The organism is Desulfuromonas svalbardensis, from assembly GCF_055389415.1.
The window spans coordinates 405,805-428,153 of the sequence record NZ_AP042416.1 but is presented as its reverse complement, the minus strand read 5'-3'; the positions used below and the strand labels follow the sequence as shown (position 1 = coordinate 428,153).

General features: G+C 47.6%; 20 protein-coding genes and 1 tRNA gene. 11 read left to right on the top strand and 10 right to left on the bottom strand.

Annotated features, from left to right (window positions below; genetic code table 11):
• Window positions 1-100: 100 nt before the first annotated feature.
• Genes ACZ5KY_RS01985 through ACZ5KY_RS01960 form a run of 6 tightly spaced genes read right to left on the bottom strand, consistent with a single transcriptional unit; the run spans window position 101 to window position 7,256 of the window.
• Complete coding sequence (locus tag ACZ5KY_RS01985) at window positions 101-1,858, bottom strand: BatD family protein (RefSeq protein ID WP_464242236.1); 1,758 nt, start codon at window positions 1,856-1,858, stop codon at window positions 101-103.
• Entirely contained in the window at window positions 1,852-3,825 is a 1,974-nt protein-coding gene (locus tag ACZ5KY_RS01980) for a vWA domain-containing protein (protein WP_464242235.1), read from the bottom strand. Before ACZ5KY_RS01980 ends, ACZ5KY_RS01985 begins: the two co-directional genes overlap by 7 nt.
• Window positions 3,822-4,811, bottom strand: a complete 990-nt coding sequence (locus ACZ5KY_RS01975; RefSeq protein WP_464242234.1) for a vWA domain-containing protein — start codon at window positions 4,809-4,811, stop codon at window positions 3,822-3,824. Before ACZ5KY_RS01975 ends, ACZ5KY_RS01980 begins: the two co-directional genes overlap by 4 nt.
• On the bottom strand, window positions 4,808-5,326 hold the full coding sequence (locus ACZ5KY_RS01970) for a DUF4381 domain-containing protein (RefSeq protein WP_464242233.1): 519 nt from the start codon (window positions 5,324-5,326) through the stop codon (window positions 4,808-4,810). Before ACZ5KY_RS01970 ends, ACZ5KY_RS01975 begins: the two co-directional genes overlap by 4 nt.
• A gap of 5 nt (window positions 5,327-5,331) precedes the next feature.
• Window positions 5,332-6,279: a DUF58 domain-containing protein gene (locus ACZ5KY_RS01965; RefSeq protein ID WP_464242232.1), complete on the bottom strand. Its 948-nt coding sequence runs from the start codon at window positions 6,277-6,279 to the stop codon at window positions 5,332-5,334.
• Window positions 6,279-7,256: an AAA family ATPase gene (locus ACZ5KY_RS01960; RefSeq protein WP_464242231.1), complete on the bottom strand. Its 978-nt coding sequence runs from the start codon at window positions 7,254-7,256 to the stop codon at window positions 6,279-6,281. The genes ACZ5KY_RS01965 and ACZ5KY_RS01960 overlap by 1 nt, the downstream gene beginning before the upstream one ends.
• 393 nt (window positions 7,257-7,649) lie before the next feature.
• Between ACZ5KY_RS01960 and queF the strand changes: the two genes are divergently transcribed.
• From queF to ACZ5KY_RS01945, 3 genes are read left to right on the top strand one after another with little or no spacing between them, the layout of a single operon-like run.
• Complete coding sequence (gene queF / locus ACZ5KY_RS01955) at window positions 7,650-8,480, top strand: NADPH-dependent 7-cyano-7-deazaguanine reductase QueF (protein WP_464242230.1); 831 nt, start codon at window positions 7,650-7,652, stop codon at window positions 8,478-8,480.
• A gap of 31 nt (window positions 8,481-8,511) precedes the next feature.
• The gene (locus ACZ5KY_RS01950) at window positions 8,512-8,982 is read left to right on the top strand and encodes a PaaI family thioesterase (RefSeq protein WP_464242229.1); all 471 of its coding nucleotides are present in this window, start codon (window positions 8,512-8,514) and stop codon (window positions 8,980-8,982) included.
• Between the two features lie 39 nt (window positions 8,983-9,021).
• A complete protein-coding gene (locus ACZ5KY_RS01945; protein ID WP_464242228.1) occupies window positions 9,022-9,630 on the top strand; it encodes a nitroreductase family protein in 609 nt (202 codons plus the stop codon).
• Between the two features lie 111 nt (window positions 9,631-9,741).
• On the opposite strand, the gene ACZ5KY_RS01940 is transcribed toward ACZ5KY_RS01945, so the two are convergent.
• Together ACZ5KY_RS01940 and ACZ5KY_RS01935 are read right to left on the bottom strand one after the other, a co-directional pair.
• Complete coding sequence (locus tag ACZ5KY_RS01940; RefSeq protein ID WP_464242227.1) at window positions 9,742-10,596, bottom strand: DNA ligase; 855 nt, start codon at window positions 10,594-10,596, stop codon at window positions 9,742-9,744.
• A gap of 28 nt (window positions 10,597-10,624) precedes the next feature.
• Entirely contained in the window at window positions 10,625-12,271 is a 1,647-nt protein-coding gene (locus ACZ5KY_RS01935; RefSeq protein WP_464242226.1) for an ATP-binding protein, read from the bottom strand.
• Between the two features lie 167 nt (window positions 12,272-12,438).
• Between ACZ5KY_RS01935 and ACZ5KY_RS01930 the strand changes: the two genes are divergently transcribed.
• From ACZ5KY_RS01930 to ACZ5KY_RS01910, 5 genes are all read left to right on the top strand, one after another.
• On the top strand, window positions 12,439-13,839 hold the full coding sequence (locus ACZ5KY_RS01930) for an MFS transporter (RefSeq protein ID WP_464242225.1): 1,401 nt from the start codon (window positions 12,439-12,441) through the stop codon (window positions 13,837-13,839).
• Window positions 13,840-13,883: 44 nt separating this feature from the next.
• Window positions 13,884-15,533, top strand: a complete 1,650-nt coding sequence (locus tag ACZ5KY_RS01925; RefSeq protein ID WP_464242224.1) for a fatty acid--CoA ligase — start codon at window positions 13,884-13,886, stop codon at window positions 15,531-15,533.
• 69 nt (window positions 15,534-15,602) lie between these two features.
• Window positions 15,603-16,940 (top strand): voltage-gated chloride channel family protein, encoded by a 1,338-nt coding sequence (locus ACZ5KY_RS01920; RefSeq protein WP_464242223.1) that lies wholly within the window; start codon window positions 15,603-15,605, stop codon window positions 16,938-16,940.
• 165 nt (window positions 16,941-17,105) lie between these two features.
• Window positions 17,106-19,010, top strand: coding sequence for a methyl-accepting chemotaxis protein (locus ACZ5KY_RS01915; protein ID WP_464242222.1), 1,905 nt, complete (start codon window positions 17,106-17,108; stop codon window positions 19,008-19,010).
• 200 nt (window positions 19,011-19,210) lie between these two features.
• Window positions 19,211-19,546, top strand: coding sequence for a c-type cytochrome (locus ACZ5KY_RS01910; protein ID WP_464242221.1), 336 nt, complete (start codon window positions 19,211-19,213; stop codon window positions 19,544-19,546).
• A 65-nt stretch (window positions 19,547-19,611) separates the two neighbouring features.
• On the opposite strand, the gene ACZ5KY_RS01905 is transcribed toward ACZ5KY_RS01910, so the two are convergent.
• On the bottom strand, window positions 19,612-20,067 hold the full coding sequence (locus ACZ5KY_RS01905) for a Crp/Fnr family transcriptional regulator (RefSeq protein ID WP_464242220.1): 456 nt from the start codon (window positions 20,065-20,067) through the stop codon (window positions 19,612-19,614).
• A gap of 101 nt (window positions 20,068-20,168) precedes the next feature.
• Between ACZ5KY_RS01905 and tadA the strand changes: the two genes are divergently transcribed.
• The 3 genes from tadA to ACZ5KY_RS01890 all read left to right on the top strand — a co-directional run bounded on the left by tadA (window position 20,169) and on the right by ACZ5KY_RS01890 (window position 21,740).
• Window positions 20,169-20,675: a tRNA adenosine(34) deaminase TadA gene (tadA, locus tag ACZ5KY_RS01900; protein ID WP_464242219.1), complete on the top strand. Its 507-nt coding sequence runs from the start codon at window positions 20,169-20,171 to the stop codon at window positions 20,673-20,675.
• A 31-nt stretch (window positions 20,676-20,706) separates the two neighbouring features.
• Window positions 20,707-20,794 (top strand) — tRNA-Ser (locus ACZ5KY_RS01895).
• Between the two features lie 211 nt (window positions 20,795-21,005).
• Window positions 21,006-21,740, top strand: coding sequence for a DUF481 domain-containing protein (locus tag ACZ5KY_RS01890; protein WP_464242218.1), 735 nt, complete (start codon window positions 21,006-21,008; stop codon window positions 21,738-21,740).
• A 109-nt stretch (window positions 21,741-21,849) separates the two neighbouring features.
• Here the strand turns inward: ACZ5KY_RS01890 and ACZ5KY_RS01885 are convergent, their stop codons facing one another.
• Window positions 21,850-22,326 carry a putative molybdenum carrier protein gene (locus tag ACZ5KY_RS01885; RefSeq protein ID WP_464242217.1) on the bottom strand — a complete coding sequence of 159 codons (477 nt, stop codon included), beginning with the start codon at window positions 22,324-22,326 and terminating at the stop codon, window positions 21,850-21,852.
• Window positions 22,327-22,349 lie beyond the last annotated feature (23 nt).

The following is a 22,349-nucleotide window of genomic DNA, read 5'->3' as shown; positions in this document are numbered from 1 at the left end:
AACTAATTTGGCAACCATTTTTCTGGTTGATCTATTGATGAAATAAAGAAAGGCCTGCATTGTTTGCAGGCCTTTCTTTATTTCTGTTGGCACTGTGTTGTTAGCCCTTTGGGTAGAAATCGGGTAATGTTGGTTGGGGTTTATTGTTATTGTCCTCAGACCAATTTTCAACTGCTTGAGCCAGTTCTTCACCGCACCAAGTCTCCACTCCCTTGGCAGAATATATGGCGCGATTCAACGCTGAAATCTGCTGCTGTAATGGATCTTCCACACGTTGAGTAAAGATTTCGATGTCAGATTGTGGGGCAATAGCGTGAATCCAAATCAGTAATGCGGCACGCGTTGAAGCCGCTTCGTTACCACGCGCGCAGCGGATCACCTCATCTCGTGCCTTACTCTGTGGCAGAGCAGTGCTGCTTGTTTTATGCTCTGGTGTGGTTATTGTCTGTTGCTTCTGTTTGCGAGAACGCAACAGCAACACCAGGGTAATCCCCCAACCGACAACGCACAGCGCGCTGATCCACATCCATAAGGGGGTTGATGGGCTGTCATTTACAGCGGGCGTGCCGAGAGCTGATACCGGTATTGGTGCAACGGGCGACTGTACTGGTGTTGGAGCAACCGTTGGCGCTTTAGGTGGCGTAGGTTGATCTGGCACGCTGACATTTATGGCTGGACTGGCATCACGTTGAGCAGGAAGCACCTGAACCGTCACCTCTTTTGTCTGTTGAGTGCGCCATTTTTTGCTGCCAATATCCCACCATTTTAATTGCAGTGCAGGCAAGGTAAAGGTTCCCGCTTTGGTTGGAACAAGGGCAACTTTTTGCTCCATCATGCCACGAATACCTGTAGGTTCGAGTTGATCCTGACGCATTGTTTGATCGGGATATACCTTAAAACTTTCAGGTGAAACAATGGTTAACTCTGGAAGCTGCGCCGCCGCAAGGCCGGTTGCTGTGGTGATAATGGTTCGCGTTGCTGGTTCACCAACGGTGAGGGTGGGTGGTGTGTGTTGCCAGTCGTCGCCTATAAGAAACTTTTGTGCCGGAAGCCACGGTTGCTGCGGAGGAGCTGTGGGTGGTTCCGTAACGGTAATATCGATCGATTTTGAGCGCAGGCGGAGCATTTGCCCCCCTTGGCGGAAGCTGTCAAAGCGCGAGTTGAAGCGTGAATTGGTGTCATCCTGTACTTGGCCATTAAAGCGTAATGGTGGCAAGGTGAGTTGTCCCGCATGTTGTGGAAACAGCGCATAGTTGCGCTCGATTACCTGATATCGGTATGTTCCGCGCTCGGTTTCATAACGTACATCTTCGCCTAAAAGGTGGACTGTTGTTTCAACTCCTTCTGGACTGAGATCACCGAGGCCTGCTTGCAGAAGTGGTTGGCGAAACAGCAATCGGATGGTGTATATCAGTTGTTGCCCTGCCATCACTTCAACGCTTGAAACCTCTGCCTCAAGTATCACTTTGGCGGAGGCACTATCGCTGGTTTTTTGTTCGCGAACGATCAATGCCGTTGGCTTCGAGCAATCCGATCCACTACACAGCGCGGGGATAATGAGCGTGCCACTGCGCTGCGGTAATAGGGTCAGGGTCCACACTTTCGATTTACTGTAATCGCCATTGATAATTTGAACTTGAGAGCTTTGCGATTGACCAACAATCTCAAAATCGTCCTTCAGCACCGAAAAATCAGGGTCACCATCAAGGCTACCGATAGCGGTGAGTTCCAGAGTCACGCTCTCGTTGATACCGACTTGGCTACGATCCGTGCGCGAACGCAGTTCGGCGGCGTGGAGTGTCGTTGCGAAGATAAAAACAAGACAGACTATTGAGAGAAGCAAGATACGCTTTACCATGTTTTATCCCCTGTGCTTCGATGTTGCCGTTGATTGTATTGATATTGAAATTTGCGTCGTAACAGTTCACCCGGATCATCGGGGATGCGTTGCAACCATTGCTGTTGCTCCCAGTCCTCGACCTCTTCATCGGTGGCCGCTGTGTCAGCCTGCTGCTCCTGCTGCTCCTGCTGCTCCTGCTGCTCCTGCTGCTCCTGTTGATCCTGTTGATCCTGTTGATCCTGTTGATCCTGTTGATCCTGTTGATCCTGCTGATCCTGCTGATCCTGCTGATCCTGCTGATCCTGCTGATCCTGCTGATCCTGCTGATCCTGTTGATCCTGTTGATCCTGTTGATCCTGTTGATCCTGTTGATCCTGTTGATCCTGTTGATCCTGTTGATCCTGTTGATCCTGTTGATCCTGTTGATCCTGTTGATCCTGTTGATCCTGTTGATCCTGTTGATCCTGTTGATCCTGTTGATCCTGTTGATCCTGTTGATCCTGTTGATCCTGTTGATCCTGTTGATCCTGTTGATCTTGCTGATCTTGCTGATCTTGCTGATCTTGCTGATCTTGCTGATCTTGCTGATCTTGCAGTGCTTTTTCGACAGTTTCTTTATTGGCAAGGGTGTCAACATCGTCGGGCGCCAGTTTTAATGCTTCGTCGTAAGCATCGATTGCCTCTTGTAGTTTTCCAGATTTTGCCAAAGCATTGCCACGGTTGTACCAATCTACTGCGTTTTGAGGATCGCTTAAAGATCGACTCGCTTGAGCAAATTGCGCTTGTTTATATTCAGCAGCAGCTTTCCACGCAGGGTCTTGAAATAGCTCCGCAGCCTGTTCATAATTTCCTTGTTCAAACGCTTGAGTGCCACGTTGGTTATCGTTGAGCCACAGCTCATCCCATTCAAGCGCTTGAGCAGGCTGCGGGTGTAAGAGCACCAAGCACAGCATCAATAACCAACCGCGACGAAAAGCCAATGCGGCAAGGAATGCCAATGGCCATAATAACCACGGCCCCTCCTCGCGCCACTGTTCGCCAAGGCGCTGATTGGCCTCATCCTGTAGCGGATCGGGATGGTCTAAATCTTTCAGCACGGCATTGAGGTCGCTATCATCAATCGCGAGCTGGTGGTAATGACCGCCGCCCGCTTGAGCGAGTTCGAGTAGGCGGTTCCCTTCGAGGCGCGGTAGAACCATCTGGCCGCTGCGATCTTTTATGAAGCCCCCCTGTGGTTGCGGTATCGGTGCGCCATCAGCGGTACCAACACCGAGTACCGACAATTTGTAGCCATTATCCTGTAGGGCACTGGCAGCTTTTAACGCGCGTTGTGGTGTGTCTTCATCGGTGATAAGCAGCAGTGTGCCCTGTGGTTGACTGCCCTGTTTAAGGAGCTGTTCGCCGAGGGCAATTGCTTGGTTCAGATCACTTCCTTGAGCTGGCATCATGGTTGGATCGAGGCTACCTAATAGAGCGATGATGGTTTTGGTGTCATCGGTAAGGGGGACAACGGTAAAGGGTTCTGCCGCAAAAACAATTAACGCTGTCTGTCCTTCACGTCGCTGGCGTAGTAAGTCGGTTAGTTTTAATCGCGCTTGCACTAAACGACTTGGTTTGAGATCGGTTGCTAACATCGATTGAGATAGATCTAGCAAAATAACCAGCGCCGATTGTTGTTTAAATAACGGTTGCGGCTGGCGTTTCCACGTGGGCCCAGCGAGGGCGACAATAGCAAGAATGCCCGCCGTAAGGATTAAACCACGGTGCCATGATTGTGAATGATCTGGCCCCGTTGATTTATCCTTTTGATTACCGATGAGGATATGCGGCAATAGCTGGGCATCGCATAGGGTTTGCCAGTTTGATGCCACCGACATGCGTCGTTTCCACCACAGTAGGGTGAGTAGCAACAGCGGTAACAGCCATAGCCAATGGGGGCGCAAGAAATGGAAGTTGGCCCAAATTGTCAACAATACCTCTTTCATGGCCGCCTCCTTACGATTCGACTACCAAACAATATCCCGCACAGAATCAATGCTGCACCGAGGGGCCAAAAATAGAGGGCGCTGATAGGGCGGTAGATTTTCTTCTCTTTCTCAACGGGTTCCATGCTGTCGAGTTGGCGGTATATCTGTGTCAGTTCCTGCGTGTCGTGGGCGCGGAAGTATTGGCCGCCAGTGGTATCGGCTAAATATTTGAGCATCGTTTCGTCGAGGTCGGCAGATGGATTAACGGTTCGTTTAAAGATAAACGAGCCCACCTCCATCGAATCGGAACCAATACCGATGGTGTAAATTTTAAGCCCCGCCTGTTGTGCCAATTCGGCTCCTTTTTCTGGGCTGATGGTTCCAGCGGTATTAGCGCCATCGGTAAGCAGGATCAACACCTTTTGATTGTCGGGTTGTTTTTTTAGCCGCTTAATAGCGAGACCGATGGCATCTCCTATCGCTGTTTTTTTACCCGCTAAGCCGATCACCGCTTCATCTAGCAGTTGAGTAACGGTGATGTGGTCAAAGGTCAGAGGCACCTGAATATAGGGTTTATCACCAAACAGAATCAAGCCGAGTCGATCACCTTGGCGCCGTTCAATAAAGGTGGTTGCCACCGCTTTTAAGGCGGTGAGGCGATCAACCTTGTCACCCTCTAGCTCAAAATCTTTCGCTTGCATACTTCCCGATAAGTCAACGGCCAGCATCAGGTCACGGCCAGTAACAGGGAGTTCGACGGGCTGTCCTAACCATTGCGGCCGCGCACAGGAAATGATGAGCAGCAGCCAGCATAGCAGCGCTAAAATTAGCAGCCAGCGCTGCTTCGGTGGGGCGGGTTTCCCAGTTTTAGCCACGGCAAACGGGGTCAGCGAGGGTACCCAGAGCGCGGAGTCCTCAAATTGCTCCACTTTAGGTGTTAAGCGATAAACCAAATAGGGCAGCGGTATGAGAATAAAGGCCCATGGCCAAGCAAACTGAATCATGCTGACCTCCTCTGTTTTGGCGGTAGAGGGAGTTTTTTGATCCATCGTCGGCAAAGGCTGAACAGCGCTGCGGTGTCGATCTCATCGATATTTTTCTGATACGGGCCAGAGCCTAAACATTGCCCCGGTCCAACACCAAAGGGTTGATTATCGGGAGCGGATTTTTTATGGAACGGCTGATCGAGAAAGTCCAGCCACTGTTGCCCCTCTAGTCCTGCGCAGGGTTGCTGGTAATGGAGGATCGCCATGTGACGCAGCAATTGCGATAGCTGTTGGATGAGGTGACGCTGGTCGTGTTGTGTCGCCATATCGGCTTCAATCGTTGCTAGCTGTTGCAAGCCTAAGCGGCGATAACCGCGTTGTCGATAGCGGCGGATAGATAAGATGGCTACTGTTATTACAATGATGACGAGGGCAAGAACCAGCCACCAGCCCAGGGCGAGTGGCCACCACGATACAGGGTCGGGGAGATGGATGTCGCGTAATATCAAAGTGGTCTGTTGATTTGGATTCATGGCATTCACTTATTGCGCTGCCCAAGGCGACCGAGACATTCGTGGGCGGCATCGGTGGTGGCGCAAAGACTAAATCGTGCACCATGGCGGAGGCAAAATTGCTCAACTCGTTGCTGATGCGCTAAAAATTGCTGTTCATATTGCTGCCGCACCGCTGGAGAGGCGGTATCAAAGTGAAACGGCTGACGACCATCTGAAACGGGGTAGCTTCCTGCGGGTGGTAGCTGTGCTTCAAGAGGGTCGTAGCAAAAGATTAAGGTTAAATCGTTATTCCGTTTAAGTAACGATAATTGCTTTTCCACCGCGTCATCCCATTGGGCAAAATCACTAATAAGGGTCACTAAGCTACCGGGACGCACGACACGGCGCAGGCGCGTTAAGGTTTGAAATAGCCGTTGTTGTGGTTCAAAAGGGTGTTGCAGTGGCCGTTGCCACACGGGGTCGTTGACCATTTGGCGTAACAGGGCGAGTACCCCACGTTTTCCCGATTGGGGGCGTAATTCGGTATGGCGTTCTTCTGAAAAAATAAACGCACCAAGGCGGTCCCCTTGTTGTAGGGTTTGCCAGCCGATCAATGCGGCAATTTGCGACGCTTGCACTGCTTTAAATTGGCCACGGGTGGCAAAAAACATCGGTCGGCGGTAGTCGATTGCTACCAATACCGGGCGTTCGCGCTCCTCTTGAAACAGTTTGGTGTGCGGTTTGCCTGTGCGCGCAGTAACGCGCCAATCGATGGTGCGCACATCGTCGCCGGGTTGATAACCACGCACCTCGGCAAATTCCATCCCTCGACCGCGAAAGTTGGAGCGGTAGCCACCACCTTGAGCCGCTAGAATGCGACCGCGTGGTGATTTTCCTTGCGTACTTTGTTGGCGTAATGCCATCAAGGAGGCGAGGTCGATACGAACAGCGGAGGCTGTTGATTCGTTTTGTTTGTGTGCTAAAAAAGCCATTATGGGATTGGAATCCGTTGTAGAAGTTCGTTAACAAGGCGGTCAACAGTGATCCCTTCGGCCTCAGCTTCGTAGGTGAGGAGTACGCGGTGGCGCAACACATCGAAAGCCACATTTTTAATGTCTTCAGGGGCGACATAATCGCGCCCATGTAGCCACGCTCGACTGCGCGCACAGCGGTCGAGAGCGATGGTGGCTCGCGGACTGCCACCGTATTGGATCCAACCCGCCAGATCGTCACCAAAGCGTTGTGGTTGGCGGGTGGCTAAAATAATCTGCACCAAGTAATTTTCTAAATTGTCAGCCATGTAGGTGTTTAACACTTCTTCACGAGCTGTTTTAAGTTGCGTTGAGCTGATCGGTTTAATCCTTGCTTCATTGGCTTGCGGTTGCTTAACGGTAGAGGCCTCACGTCGCGCAAGGCGCAGGATCTCACGCTCGGCATCCTCAGCAGGGTAGCTGATGGCGACATGAAGTAAAAAACGATCTAATTGGGCTTCAGGTAACGGATAGGTGCCCTCCTGCTCAATCGGGTTTTGTGTTGCCATAACTAAAAAGGGGTCTTGAAGTGGATAGGTGGTTTGGCCGACGGTGATCTGCCGCTCTGCCATCGCCTCAAGTAATGCCGATTGCACTTTCGCTGGGGCGCGGTTGATCTCATCGGCTAATACCAGGTTGTGAAAGAGTGGCCCCTGTTGAAATTCAAATACCCCCTGTTGCGGGCGGTAGATTTCGGTGCCAGTTAAATCAGCAGGGAGCAGGTCGGGGGTGAACTGAACACGATGAAAGCTACCCTCAAGGTGTTCACCAAGCAGACGAATGGCGCGTGTTTTTGCCAAGCCCGGAGCACCTTCAACAAGGAGATGGCCGTCAGCGAGCAGGGCAATAAGAAGGCGTTCAATCAACTGGGGTTGGCCAATGATTTGCTGACTGAGGGTATGGGATAATTGAACAAATTGGTTTTGGATCGTTTCCATAGCTGTTCTAAATCCTTAATCGTTATTATCCTGAATCAGTGAGCCGCCCGACGGCAAACAGCACAAGTCATTGAATCACCAAAGCATTCTAAAAATCGCAGCTTAACCCACAGGTGGAGCCAAGATTTTAACAACACTTATGCAATCCAAGCACTTGCACTCTTTATCCGCCTTGGATTCACTGATGCAGAATTATGGGTAAGAGAGGTTCGATTCATTATAGAGATACAGTTTTAACCCTGCGCTCCTTGAAAAGGAAGGTGTAAATGCACAGTTCATCGTTGCAGTTTAAAAAAAACAGCAACGTGCTATGATAACCGTGTTACCAGTGTAGACTTGAACCATAACGTTCCGTTTTAAGCGCCATGATGATTGACGAGAAAAGGCAGAACCATGACCCAGCACCAAAGTGAAATTCCCCTCGGTAAGCAGAGCGAGTATCCGCAAGACTATGATGCCAGTTTGCTCTTCCCCGTACCGCGGCAGATGAAGCGCGATGAACTCCATATTACTGGAGTATTACCTTTTTGTGGTGAAGATGTATGGAACGGCTACGAGTTGTCGTGGTTGAACTTACGCGGCAAACCCGTGGTAGCGTTGGGTCGTTTTCGCGTCCCGTGTGATTCGGAGTTTTTGATCGAATCGAAGTCATTTAAACTGTACTTGAACTCCCTTAATCAATGCCATTATGCCGATTTTAATCAGGTGAAAGAGCTGTTGCAGCGCGATCTGTCTGCTGTTGCCGCCGCCCCTATTACGGTGGAACTCTTTGCTGTTGATGACATTCAGCAGTGGCAAGTGGAGCGATTGTCTGGCTATTGCCTTGATGAGCTTGAACTTGATGTTGAGCACTATCAATTAAAGGCTGACCTCCTTGATGGCGCAGCAGATTCTAGCTCAATCGTGACCGAAACCGTCCACAGTCACCTGCTTAAAAGTAATTGTCTGATCACTGCACAGCCCGATTGGGCCAGTGTTTGGATCGATTATCAGGGGGCTAAGATCGACCAAGAAACGCTGCTCGCTTATTTAATCTCATTTCGACAACATAATGAATTTCATGAGCAATGCGTCGAGCGGATTTTTACCGATCTGATCCGTTATTGTCATCCCGAAAAGTTGACCGTTTATGCCCGTTATACCCGTCGTGGCGGTTTAGATATTAACCCGTGGCGCAGCACTCATTTGTGCGAAGCACCCAGCTGGCGTTTAAGTCGTCAGTAATATTGAAAAGAAACCACAAAGGAGCACGTGTGTGAAAGATTCACTCAATATAGATACCACTAATGTCGATTTGAGCGGCGAGAGCGATTGGACCTCTTTTGATGCCCCCGCCCTTGTTGGCGCGTCGTTACGTTTTGTTTCTGGTGAGCCTGATGGTGACCGCTATCGTGTTCATTATTATAAAAATAGCGAGCAAGAGTTGCGGGCGCGTATTTGGTTTGGCCCTGAAACCGAGGGTCCACCCGGGCATTCACATGGTGGCGCAATGGCAGCGGTGCTGGATGAAGTATTGGGTCTCGCTGCGTGGACAGCCGGGTACGCCATCGTGGTCGGGAATCTCAATATCAGTTTCCGTAACTTGCTCCCCCTTGGCGCGGTGGTGACCGTTGAAAGTCGTGTCGTTTCAGCGCAGGGGCGTAAAGTGATGGTGCATGGAAAAATTTGTCAGGGTGATACGGTTTTTGCTTCGGCAGAGTGTTTGTGTATCACCATTCCACAATAGCGAGCAGAAGGTCTGTTTATCCTAAATAAGGAGGTCAGTATGAATGTCGTTGATGCAATTACCTTACGGCGCGCGGTGAAACATTTTGATGCGTCACATCGTATGGAGCAACAAGAGATTGATTCATTGCTAAAGTTGGCAATGCTGTCGCCAACGGCATTTAATATTCAGAACTGGCGCTTAGTTGTCGTGACCGATGATGCGTTGCGCGCGGAAATTAGATCTGTCTCCTGGGGGCAAGCGCAGGTGACCGATGCTTCGTTGTTTGTTGTGCTGTGCGCCGATCTCAAAGCGTGGGATCGCCAGCCTGCACGTTATTGGGATAAAGCTCCGCAAGAGGTGCAAGACTTTATGCTGCCAGCCATCGATGCTTACTATCGAGATAAAGATCAAGTGCAACGCGATGAAGCGATGCGTTCTTGTGGCATTGTCGCTCAAACACTGATGCTTGCAGCTCAAGATATGGGCTATGATTCCTGTCCGATGGATGGCTTCGATTTTGATAAAGTTTCCGAACTGGTAGGGCTTCCCGATGATCATGTGGTGACGATGTTTGTTGCCATCGGTAAAGGTGTTGTTGCCCCTTTCGCGCGACCTAGCCAGCTTGAACTGGATGAGGTGGTCATCAACAATCGCTTTGGTTGTTAGCGATACTCAAGGTACGTATTTAATTAATGATTAAGTCATTGAAAGAACAAAGAGGACGGGGAAACCCGTTCTCTTTTACGTTGGTGCCAAGGTTGGGGCGGTGATGGTCTTTTACAGGTTGCTATCACAGCGTATGCGCAGAAATACTGGAAACTTTGGGATTCCAGATGAGTATAAACCATTATATTTAAAAGTAATGGTGGCTCCAATTGATGGTGGGTTTTTGCGCTCTTCACGGCTAAATCCTGTGCCAATTTTAAATGTTATTCCATCAGCCCTTTGAACCAGCAACGCCCCAAGATGACCCGTATTTTTTCCTTTGCCGCTAAGGTGGGCGAGAACGATCGCTTCGTCATCTTGATAGGGCTTTATTTTGTAGATTGAGCTACTGCGTCCGGTGCTGTAATGGGCGTTTGGATCTCGAACAATGAGACCCTCTCCCCCAAGTTGGTGGATCCGTTGCTGCTCCTGCTCTAGTTGGCCTTCGCTAGTGATTGGGGTTTGTTCAATGACGAAGGCATGGTTTGATGGGTGGCGCTGAAGCCATTCTTTGATGAGGATAATCTGTTGACGAAAGCATTTGTCGTTATCGGGTACATCAAAAATTGCAAATTTAAGCTCAAACCAGCCATCGTGTGGTTGTTGGCGTAAAACCGTAGCAGCAGTACGCTCAAAAGTTCCTCGCCCGCCCCATAATTCTCCCTCTAGAGCAAAGGGCGGTAGCTGTTGAGTGAATTGTGCTGGGGGGTGGAAGGGGTGACCATTCTTTGACCATAGTTGTTCTCCATCCCAATAACCACGAATGCCATCTAGCTTTTCGCTCATCCACCATCCAATAACATCTTGGTGTTTGCTGTAGATTTTTGGCAGCATAGGTTGGTGAGCGAAGCCATACAACGGCTGCATTGCCAATAGGATGAAAACAAATAGAGCTGTTATTCTAAGCGGTGAGATGTTGAAGGGCATGAACTTCTCTGTGAACCAATGGAATGTTTTAAAAATCACAATGGTCTTGATCTTTTGGCAAAGGCAAGATGATGTGAACATTACTACCGATACCAATTTCGCTGTCTACACGAATGGTTCCATGGTGAGATTCAATAATGTTCTTAGTAATAGACATGCCGATTCCTAGCCCGCCGACAGCAGTATTGGTGTTGTCTGCACGGTAGAATTTATCAAAAATCCGTTCTAGTTGAGCTGATGTCATACCAATGCCTTTATCGCAAATGGACATAATAAAGTCTGTCGAGTTTTTGTGGGTTGTGATCGTGATCTTTCCACCTTGTGGCGAATACTTAATAGCATTACTTAAAATGTTTTCGATCGCCTGTGTCAGTTTGTTTTTATCAATACAAAGTGAGGTATCTAGGTCATTAAAGTCGGTAACGATATGGTGCGTTGGGCAACCTTCACGGTATTGATTGATTAATGGTTGTATCACCAAGTGTAGCGGGTGGTGTTGTGGGTCAAGAGTGATAATGCGTCCCGCTTCAATGCGGCTAAGGTCAAGGAGTTCGTCCACGATTGTCGATAGCGCCTCTGATTTGTCGGTAATGATTTTGAGATATTCCTGCTGTGTTTTAGGTGGTAGCTCATTGTTTTCAAGTAGTAGTTCAGCAAAGCCCATGATGGCAGTGATCGGTGTGCGTAGTTCGTGAGCCGCCGTGGAGATGAATTCACTTTTAAGTCGCTCCATTTCGCGGATGCGGGTGACATCTTGCAGGGTTGTGATAATGCTATTTAGACGATGGTTGTTGTCGTAGCTGGGGGAAATTCGGGCTTGGATCGTCCGAGTTTGTTGTTGCGAGCCGTCGTATATTTCAAGGTCAATACTTGCATTCTCTTTATTGCCATTGAGCACTTGTGATAGTTCATGCGCAAACTGAGTGTCTTCGATCTTTTGGGTAATATTGAGATCGTGTTCTTGAAAGTCATTAATTTGCAGCAGTGCTTTAGCGGCTTGATTGAGTAATACAATTTGATTGTTCTGATCTGTAACGACTAAGCCATCGCCAATAGATTTCAGGATTGCATCAACTTTGTTGCGTTCGGTTTCAGCAGTGTGGAGTGCTTTTTTTAAGGCTAGCTCAGCTTCTTTTTGTCGTGAAATGTCACGGTGGGTTCCTGCTAGGCGCAGGGGGCGTTGTTGTGAATCGCGTAAAACGACCATTCCCCGACCAATCACCCACTTCCAGCCACCATCTTTCATTTTCATGCGAAATTCAGTAGCAAAGTGGGAAAATTCTTTATTCATGCAGCGTTGTAATGTTTTTTTTGCAAGAGGAAGGTCTTCAGGGTGTATTAACCGTTCCCATTGTTCAATTGTTGGTTCAATTTCGTTAGGTTGGTAACCCAACATGGCGCACCACTGATTGTCGACTAGATTTTCCCCTGTTTCAACGGTCCAGTCCCAGAATCCGTCCTGAGATCCATCGAGTGCTAGCCGCAGGCGCTCCTCTTTTTTTTCGAGGAGTTTTTCTTTTTGCTGCTTGTCTCGCAAGGTGCGTAAAAGGATAAGACATAAGAGGAGAAGTAGTGCACCAAGGACAACAACCAGCCAAAAATGATCGTGAGCTATGTGGTAAAAAAATGAATCTTGCTGATGGATCGGTTGCAATAGTTGTTCGACGGCGGCCATGTCTCGATCCTTCAACAGAAATTATGTTTAGCGGCTCAATAGAGCTTAGTCTAATGATTATTTATCAACTATACACTGGTTGGTCAGTATCTGGCAACTTCGTAGGGAGCGTGATACTATGCGGCCTTTATTCTTTGGTTTTATTGTGCAGAGGTTAGAGGTAGGGTATGCCCGTTTGTGATGATAAAGAGAATCGTACCAGTTCAAGTTCGCAGGCGGCAACACTTGCTGTGGTGTGTGTCGCCCACTTTTTAATGCCATTTATGATGTCGGCTGTCGGTGTCGCACTCCCCGTCATTGGTCGAGAGTTTTCGGCTAGTGCGGTTCAATTAGGCTTGGTCGAAACCACTTATGTGCTGTCGGCTTCGGTATTTTTGTTAGCGATGGGCCGTTTGGGTGACCTTGTCGGGCGACGGCAAATTTTTCGCCTTGGTTTGGCAATTTTTACCGTTTCTGGCGGTCTTATCTCACAGGCATGGTCGATTCATGGTGTGATTCTGTTGCGATTTTTTCAAGGGATGGGTGGCTCCATGGTGATGGCGACCACCATGGCGATGGTGGTGACGGCCTTTCCTGCTGCGCAACGGGGTCGAGCATTGGGGATTGCCACTGCGAGTGTTTATGCCGGGATCTCCTGTGGGCCCTTTCTTGGTGGCAGTTTAGTCACGTGGTTGGGCTGGCGCTCTATTTTTTATCTATGCGTACCGCTCGGTATTATGGCGTTTATTGTTGCCACGGTGAAATTGGCAGAAGAGGGTGCAACGGCTAAGGGCGAATCGTTTGATTGGCGTGGTTGGATTATCTATGCTTTATCGATTATGGCGTTGATCTCGGGAGTGATGCGACTTAATTATGGTCAAGTGTGGTGGCTGGTCGCGAGTATTGGCGTGACTGGGCTTGTCCTGTTTTTGTGGTATGAATCACGGCAGCGTTATCCGCTCCTCAATACCAACTTGCTCCGTCATAATCGCATGTTTGCTCTGAGTAATATTGCCGCACTGTTTAATTACGCCGGTACGTTTGGTATTACGTTTTTTTTAAGTTTGTATCTACAATATATCAAAGGATTTCCACCACACACTGCGGGGTTGATTTTAATTGTTCAGCCCATTGTTCAGACGGTTTTTTCGCCGGTGTGTGGTCGTTTGTCGGATCGTTTTCCCGCTGCTAAGGTGGCAACTATTGGAATGCTTTTTTGCGCCGCTGGTATTGGTGTTGCTGCGACTATTTCCAAATCAACATCACTGGGTTTTATTGTTACGGTGTTGGTGATGCTCGGTGCGGGTTTTGCGCTGTTTTCAACGGCAAACACCAGCGCCATTATGGGGAGTGTTGCTGCACGTGATCTCGGTGTTGCCTCAGGGTTTTCTGCCTGTATGCGAACCCTTGGTATGATGGCCAGTATGGCGATTATCACGGTGATGTTCTCGTTCTATATGGGTGAACAATCGGTGACGGTGGCGACCCAGAATGAGTTTATTCAAAGTATGCAGGTTTCATTGATGGTTTTTAGCGGGTTATGTATTGTGGCCGTTGTTAGTTCGTTTGGTCGTCATCCCTCCGCATAAATTACGATTTATCTTTTTCACTTTAACGTTGGAGTGTTGTTCTGATGCCAGATCCCCTTATTTCACGTACTGAATCCGCCTATACCTATCCGCTATTGATTAAAAACTTGCTTCAATTTCCGTTGGTGAATTGCCCAGATCAAGAGATCGTTTACCGTGATCAACTGCGTTACAATTATAAAACATTGCACGAGCGTATCTGTCGCTTAGCTAATGCTCTTATTGATATGGGCGTGAAACCGGGCGATACCGTTGCCGTGATGGATTGGGATAGCCATCGCTATTTGGAATGTTTTTTTGCGGTACCGATGATTGGTGCCGTGCTGCATACAGTGAATGTCAAACTTTCACCCGAGCAAATTCTTTACACGATCGATCATGCAGAAGACGATATCCTACTCATCCATAGTGACTTTATCCCTATTATTGAGCAGATCAAGGGGCGCATCGCAACCGTTCGCGAGTACATTCTATTGAAAGATAGTGATGATGCTTTTGCGAGCAATATCGCATTTAGCAATGATTATGAAAGTTGCCTCGCACAAGCATCGCCCATCGCCACATTCAATGATTTTGATGAAAATACCCGAGCGACAACATTCTATACCACGGGAACAACGGGGATGCCAAAAGGGGTTTATTTTAGCCATCGTCAGCTCGTGCTCCATACCTTAGGTGTTTTGGCTGCTCTAGGCAGCGCTGAAACGCAAGGACGAATGCATCAAGGTGATGTGTATATGCCCATCACGCCAATGTTTCACGTTCATGCTTGGGGCTTACCCTATGTGGCAACAGTTCTCGGGGTGAAACAGGTTTACCCAGGGAAATATTCTCCCGATGTTTTGTTAGATTTGATTGAACGTGAACAGGTTACGTTCTCCCATTGTGTGCCAACGATTCTGCATATGTTGTTTAAGAGCCCCAAGATTGATCAATGTGATCTGAGTCGTTGGAAGGTGATTATCGGGGGGTCAGCGCTCTCCAAAGTTCTGTGTAGCGAAGCCTTAGACCGAGGGATTGATATTTTTACCGGCTATGGCATGTCTGAAACCTGCCCGCTTTTATCTTTCGCTCATCTTGATGCCGAGATGCTTAAACTTGATCGTGATGAACAGATTGAGTATCGCTGTAAAACAGGTCGTCCCATGCCTTTAGTTGATTTGCGTGTCGTAAATGAGCATATGGAAGATGTTGAATATGGCAGCCAAAATAGCGGTGAAATTGTTGCTCGTGCGCCGTGGTTGACTCAGGGTTATTTGAAAGATACAAGAAATTCAGAAAATTTGTGGCAGGGGGGCTATTTGCATACCGGTGATGTTGCCATGCGCGACGAGCGCGGGTATGTGAAAATTACCGATCGCACTAAAGATGTCATCAAAAGTGGTGGCGAGTGGATCTCATCGTTAGAACTTGAAGATATCTTTTCTCATCACAGTGCTGTGGCCGAAGTGGCCGTTATCGCCCAGCCCGATGAGAAATGGGGCGAACGGCCTCTGGCTTTGGTGGTGTTGAAGGCTGCTGTCGAGAATTCACCGAGTAAAAAAGAGCTTCTGGCCTTATTGCATGAATATACTGATACCGGTGTGATCTCAAAGCTGGTGATTCTGACCCGGGTGAAATTCGTAGATGCTATTGATAAAACCAGTGTTGGCAAGATCAATAAAAAGCGCTTACGGGAAAAATATTTGTCATGATCTCGGTTTACGGAGTAGATTAGTGTGATGGGATAGTATTTTTGTTGCGAAGGACGGAGTAGGTTGTCAATGGTGCGCTGGGATGTGCGGGAACATATAAGTTTGGTGTGGTTTGTGTTGCGCTGGCTGTTGATGGTGACTCCCGTAGCGATATTGATCGGTTCCAGTGTCGCATTCTTCCTCTGGCTGCTGGCTGAGGCAACGCAGGGGCGTATCGCCCATCCTGATTTGGTTTATCTATTGCCCTTCGCTGGCGTGGCAATCGTGATGATCTATCATCATTACGGTGATACCGCTTCAGCAGGCAATAACTTGGTGATGGAGCAGATCAATCAACCCGGAGCGGGAGTGCCTAAGCGGATGATGCCGTTGGTGTTGTTCGCTACTGTAGTGACCCACCTGTTTGGTGGTTCCGCAGGTCGAGAGGGAACGGCGGTGCAAATGGGCGGCAGTATTGCTCAAGTGTTTGTTGCGCCATTTAAACTCGATCGTAACGATACGCGCATCCTTTTAAGTTGTGGTGTTGCCGCTGGTTTTGGCGCAGTATTTGGCACCCCGTTAGCTGGAGCTATCTTTGCGCTCGAAGTGCTGGCCATTGGTAAGATGCGCTACGATGCGCTGATCCCGTGCCTAATGGCCAGTGTGATCGGTGATCTGGTCTGCACTAGCTGGGGTGTCGGACATACCCAATATCAAATTGTGGCTCCCGAGCTGCACATTGATGCAATCGTAGCTCATGTTTCACCGCTGTTGGCCGTTAAGGTGATGCTGGCTTCAGTTCTTTTTGGATTGGCAGGCTTTCTCTTTGCCGAACTGACTCATCTGTTTAGTCGTGTATTTAAGCAGTTTATCTCCCGCTACTGGGTGCGGCCCATTATCGGTGCCCTACTGGTGTTAGCCATTAGCGCCTTACTCGGTACTCGTGATTATCTTGGTCTTGGCGTTGGTTCTGTCGGTGTCGAAGGGGCTTCAATTGTCAATGCTTTTAGTGGCGTTGGGATCTCCCCTTGGAGCTGGTGGTGGAAGCTGCTGCTCACGGCTATTACTCTTAGTTGTGGTTTTAAGGGCGGTGAAGTGACACCGCTGTTTTTTGTTGGCGCTACCTTAGGGGCAGCTCTAGCCAGCTTTTTAGGTGTTCCAGTAGACCTGCTCGCGGGGATCGGTTTTATCGCTGTCTTTGCTGGTGCAACCAACACACCTCTGGCATGTACGGTGATGGGGGTTGAACTGTTCGGTGCACAGTATTTAGAGTATTTTGCCATCGCCTGTTTTTTGTCTTATCTATTTAGTGGCCATTCAAGTATTTATTTATCGCAAAAGATCGGGGTAGCTAAAGGTGGAGTTACCGGTTATTCCAGTACAGAGTCTCTTAAGGAGGTCCGGTCGGTACGTAAGGGGAAAGAATAAACTTAGTTTAGTGACTTTTAGGTTTTGTGTTTCTGTGGTTGAGTCACTTATAATCGAGTGATACATTAGAGTGGTATTTATTATTATAATCCGCATGTGTGAAGTAATTGCTGATCTTTTTCGGCGATCTATTTAGTTTGATTTAATTTAATCTGGGGAGTTTTTATGAAAAACCTGTCTATCAAGGTGAAAATTATTGGGGTAAGTATTCTTTTACCCACCCTGTTATTGGTTGCCCTATTTGCTGCTTATATTCACCAGAGTAAGCTCGATGCTATCGAGGCTTATGTTGATAAGGCGCGTTCCATTACCATTACCATTGAATCAACGCGTGAAGGGATGGAAGATCTTTATAATAAAAAAGTATTTAACCCTGAAATGCTGCGCCAATTTGCTGATGCGGGTCACACCGATAAATTGTTGGTTTCAGTTCCAGTTGTTTCATCCTGGAACGCTGCAATGCGTAAAGCTAAGGAGGGCGGTTACGAGTTTAAGGTCCCTAAATTTCAGCCGCGGAATTCTGCCAACGAGCCCGATGTGTTAGAAGCTCGCGCACTTAAAGCGATGAAGGCGGGTGGGCTTGTTGAGTATTACGAAATAGATGAAGTACGCAATGCTGTGCGTTATTTTCGGCCAGTTGTTTTAACTGAAGTTTGTCTATTGTGTCATGGTGATCCGAAGACATCACAAGCGGTGTGGGGTAATGATCGTGGTTTGGATCCTACCGGTGTACGCTTAGAAAATTGGAAAGTTGGAGAAATTCATGGCGCTTTTGAGGTGATTCAATCTCTTGATAAAGCGGATGCTTATCTTGCTACCTCATTGTGGAAAGCCGGTGCTCTTGTCTTTGGTGGTCTAGTCATTTTTGCTATTGCATTAACCCTGTTCGTTCTACGCTTCTTGATTAAGCCGTTGGACCAAAGTGTTGCTATGATCGAGGCGATGGGTAATGGTCAATTGGATCAGCGCCTTCGCTTCGACCAAAATGATGAAATGGGTCGTATGGGAAAGGCAATGGATGCGTTTGCCGATAACTTACAGCAAGAGGTTCTGACCGCATTTAACCATTTGGCACAAGGTAACTTTACGTTTACAGCAAAAGGGTTGATCAAAGATCCCTTGGCTCAAGCGAATAACGCTCTCAATGATAGTATGGGCCAGGTTCAGACTGCCGGAAGCCAAATCTCAGCAGGCGCCGATCAAATTTCCGATACCAGCCAGCAGCTTTCACAGGCCGCAACAGAGCAAGCCAGTTCTCTCGAAGAGATTAATAGCTCTATGACAGAGATGGCCTCACGGACCAAGCAAAATGCCGAAAATGCTACGCAGGCTAACGTACTGGCAATCGAATCACGGACTTCAGCGACTAAAGGTAACGAGCAGATGCGCGACATGGTTGAGGCAATGGGCGAGATTAACGAATCAGCTCAGAGCATTTCACGTATCATCAAGGTTATTGATGAGATCGCCTTCCAAACCAATCTGCTGGCTTTGAATGCTGCGGTTGAAGCCGCGCGTGCTGGTCAACATGGTAAAGGCTTTGCTGTTGTTGCTGAGGAGGTACGTAACCTTGCTGCGCGAAGCGCTAAGGCAGCCAGTGAAACTGCTAGCCTCATTGAGGGTGCGGTGCAAAAAGCGGGTAATGGTACCAAGATTGCTGAAGGTACGGCTGCAGCACTGGATGGTATCGTTGATTCGATCACTAAAGTATCTGATCTTGTTGGTGAGATCACCTCTGCATCCGATGAGCAAACGGTCGGAATTGAGCAGATCAGCATCGGTTTGACACAGATTGATGAAGTGACTCAACAGAATACCGGTAATGCGATTCAGTGCGCTGCCACAGCTGAAGAACTTGCTGCTCAAGCAGGGCAGCTTCGTGAAATGCTTGATCGCTTTACTCTTTACGGCAGCGTGCCTGCCATGCGAACCGCACCGACCCCTGCAGTTCGGCCAGTACGTCAACCACGAATTGCACCTGCACCAGCCAAGGATGGGTGGGGTGGTGGTCAGACCGCAAATGGTGATAATTTTATTGCCCTTGATGATGATGAATTTGGTAAATTTTAATTACCACTGCTTTGTCAATGGTTGAATAGGCAAAATAATAGCCCGTGAGAAAACTTCTCACGGGCTATTATTTTGCCTGAAAATGATCCGTCACCGTGAAGTAAATTTTAGCTTGACGGTATTATAGATATAATTATATGTTGCCAGAAACGAATGGTCGTTCTTTTTATGGATTCAATCTTTCTTTCGGAGAAATCCTCATGAATAAAGTATTGGTTACAGTGATCGGTTTAACCCTCGTTCTATTGACTAGCCAAGCTGTTTTAGCGAAAGTCTCTTGGCGTGATGGTAAGGTGATTTACAAGCAAAGTTGTGCCACGTGCCATACTTCAGGTGAGGAAGGTGGGCGTTTGAAAATTAGTGCGCACGGCCTTGAGTATTGGGCCCAGCAAGTACGTTCACCGATCGATGAGCAACACTCTCAGGCATTATCGACGATGACTGAAGCCCAAAAGAAATCGTTGATTCGTTATTTTTTCAAGTATGCCAATGATGATGTTGCTGAACGGACGAAAAAGCTAGGTTGTGCAGGGTAATAAAAAAGAGAAACGCCAGCTTTTATCAAAAGTTGGCGTTTATTTAGCGAGGGGTTGCTTTGTTATTAAAAGATTGAAGCAATCCGTTCGTAAGATTTGGTCAGACGTTTGCTCGTCATCTTAAAGAGTCCGCGCAATAGTTTTAAACCGAGTTCAGGATGGTTTTTGATTAATTGCTCAAAACGGTCATTTGACAGCAACAGAAGTTCAACGTCGGTAATCGCTTCAGCCGTTACTGCGCGTTCATTATCCGTTAACAGGCACAGCTCACCGACAACAGAACCCGCACTGTAGGTGCCAACAATAATGTGGCGATTGGAGAACTCGGTCATCTTTTTTATTCCCAGTTTCCCTTTGAGAATAAACGCCGCTTGGTTGTCTTTGTCGCCCTCATTCCAAATAATTTCACCCGCTGGCGCCTTATGGTGGGTGCAAAATTCCATTAAATTACCAAATTCACCATTGGGTAAGTTTTTGAAAAAATTAAATTTATCTTGCGCCAGTATGGGTAATGAAGTCATTCTATGTCCTAGTTTTGGTAAGCGAAGTAAGCAATAATCAATTATTTTTAAGGGTAAGTCAATACCTCTAATTATCCACGTTAGTTGGAAAAAAACGCATCATGAATAAACTGTCATGCGAAACACAGCATCTGAAATATATGGATTTGGCCTTAGATCAGGCGAAATATGCCGAATTGTTAGGTGAAGTCCCCATTGGGGCGGTGTTGGTTATCAACGATCAGGTGATCGCAGCCGCTGGAAATCGGCGTGAACTTTGGCAAGATCCTACCGCCCACGCTGAGCTAATTGTGCTACGTGAGGCAGCCAAACGCATGGAGTCATGGCGGCTCGATGAAGCAACACTCTATGTCACCCTAGAGCCATGCGTGATGTGTATGGGTGGCATCATCCTGTCACGTATCCCACGGCTGGTATATGGTGCTCGCGATCCCAAAGCTGGAGCCGTTGGTTCGATTTACAACCTCTCTGTTGATGAACGCTTTAATCACAATGTTGACGTTACGGAAGGGGTGCGCGGTAAAGAATGTGGTGCCATATTGACCACCTTCTTTCGCCAGTTGCGTCACAAGAAAAAGGCTGCTAAGCTCTGTAAATTATCTGAATAAGCATATTTTTGGTACCGTATAATCAAAATGCGGAGAGGTGTCCGAGCGGCCGAAGGTGATTGACTCGAAATCAATTGTGGCGCAAGCCACCGGGAGTTCGAATCTCCCCCTCTCCGCCATTTATAACAAACAGCCACTTGCGTTAATTCGCAGGTGGCTTTTTTTGTTTGTACCGGTGATCTAAATTTGGTCGTTATAGATGGCTTTTGTCTCTCGTCAACGTTGTGGATTGCTTATTGTTATCCTTGACATGGAGGCGTTTAGTCGATAAGAAATAAGCCGTTTTTTGTGGGTGTGAATTGTAACTATTTATTTTTAAAGAAAGTGTGAATGATGAAGTCGATTAATGTGATTGTTGTTACTTGTTTGGTGGGTTTAATTTTCATAGCTGCAGGATCAGTGTGCGCTGAAGTTGGACAGTGGGGGGATGAGGCTGAGTTGTCATACGTAGATACCAGCGGTAACAGCGAAGTAACCACCCTGTCAGCAAAAAACAAGCTCACCTATCAGTTTAGCGAGAAGATTACAGGTCTTTGGAAGGTTGAAGTACTCAACGGTAAAAGTGATGGTGAGCGTAATGCTGAATCTTATTTTAGTGAGTTACGTGGCGATTATCTCTCAACAGAGCGGCTCTTTTATTACGCCAACGCGAGTTGGGGTAAAGACAGCTTTGCTAATGTTGATTCGCGCATCATGTTCGGAGCCGGTAGTGGTTATAAGGCACTGGTTGGCCCCGAGCAATTCCTTCAACTCGAAGCGGGTCTAACCTATACGATTGAAGAACTTACTGGTGATTCTAATGACGAATACGTTGGTGGGCGATTATTTGGCATTTACGAGTATCACTTTAACGAGAAAAGCAAGTTTTCCCAAAGTCTTGAGTTATTACTAGATCTTGAAGAAACTAGGAACTATTTGATTAATTCTGAAACGGCTCTCATCACGGCACTTAACAGTGTCCTATCGTTTAAGACGAGCTATGTCATTGCTTACGATAACGAACCTGCTGATGGAACCGATGATACGGATACTGTCCTTGGTGTTTCTTTGGTTGCAAATTTTTAAACTATTACGATAGTTCGTAGCAGAACAAAGGTGGCACTGAGGTGCTGCCTTTGTTTTGACCTTATCTGTTTTACGTTTAGAGGGCCTTATCTTTGGTTGTTTTGAATCTTTAGCTCATTTTTTGGAAGATAAGAATTAATATTGTTAACGTGTCGACATAGATTCCCTCTGTATATTGGCTTTCTCTTGGCCCTGCAATATTGATTGTCTCGATCTTGTTTGTGACCCCCCACTTACGGACCCCATTAATATCAGGATTGTTAAGTTCTAGAATTAAAAATGGTTTGTTGTTCTTTATCGCACACGTCTTGGTCAGTAAGGTTCCGCCCGTTAGTTCGCCTTTGGTCAAAATAAGGGTTCCATCGCTCTCTAAAACATTGCGTTCCGTGCGCATTGTATAGCTACGGCTTTGAAGCTCGACGAGGTTATATTTTTTAGGAACTTCACCGTCTTCCGCCTTGCGCCCCTTTGGAATGAAGCCACCAATTGGTATTTTTAAGCGAACCGCAGCGTCCAGTCCCGCCCGATCTACCCCTGTTTGTCCACCTGATATGACCTTTAACGGGATCCACGATAATTTTCTCATTTTATTTCAATTTCCGCTTAAGT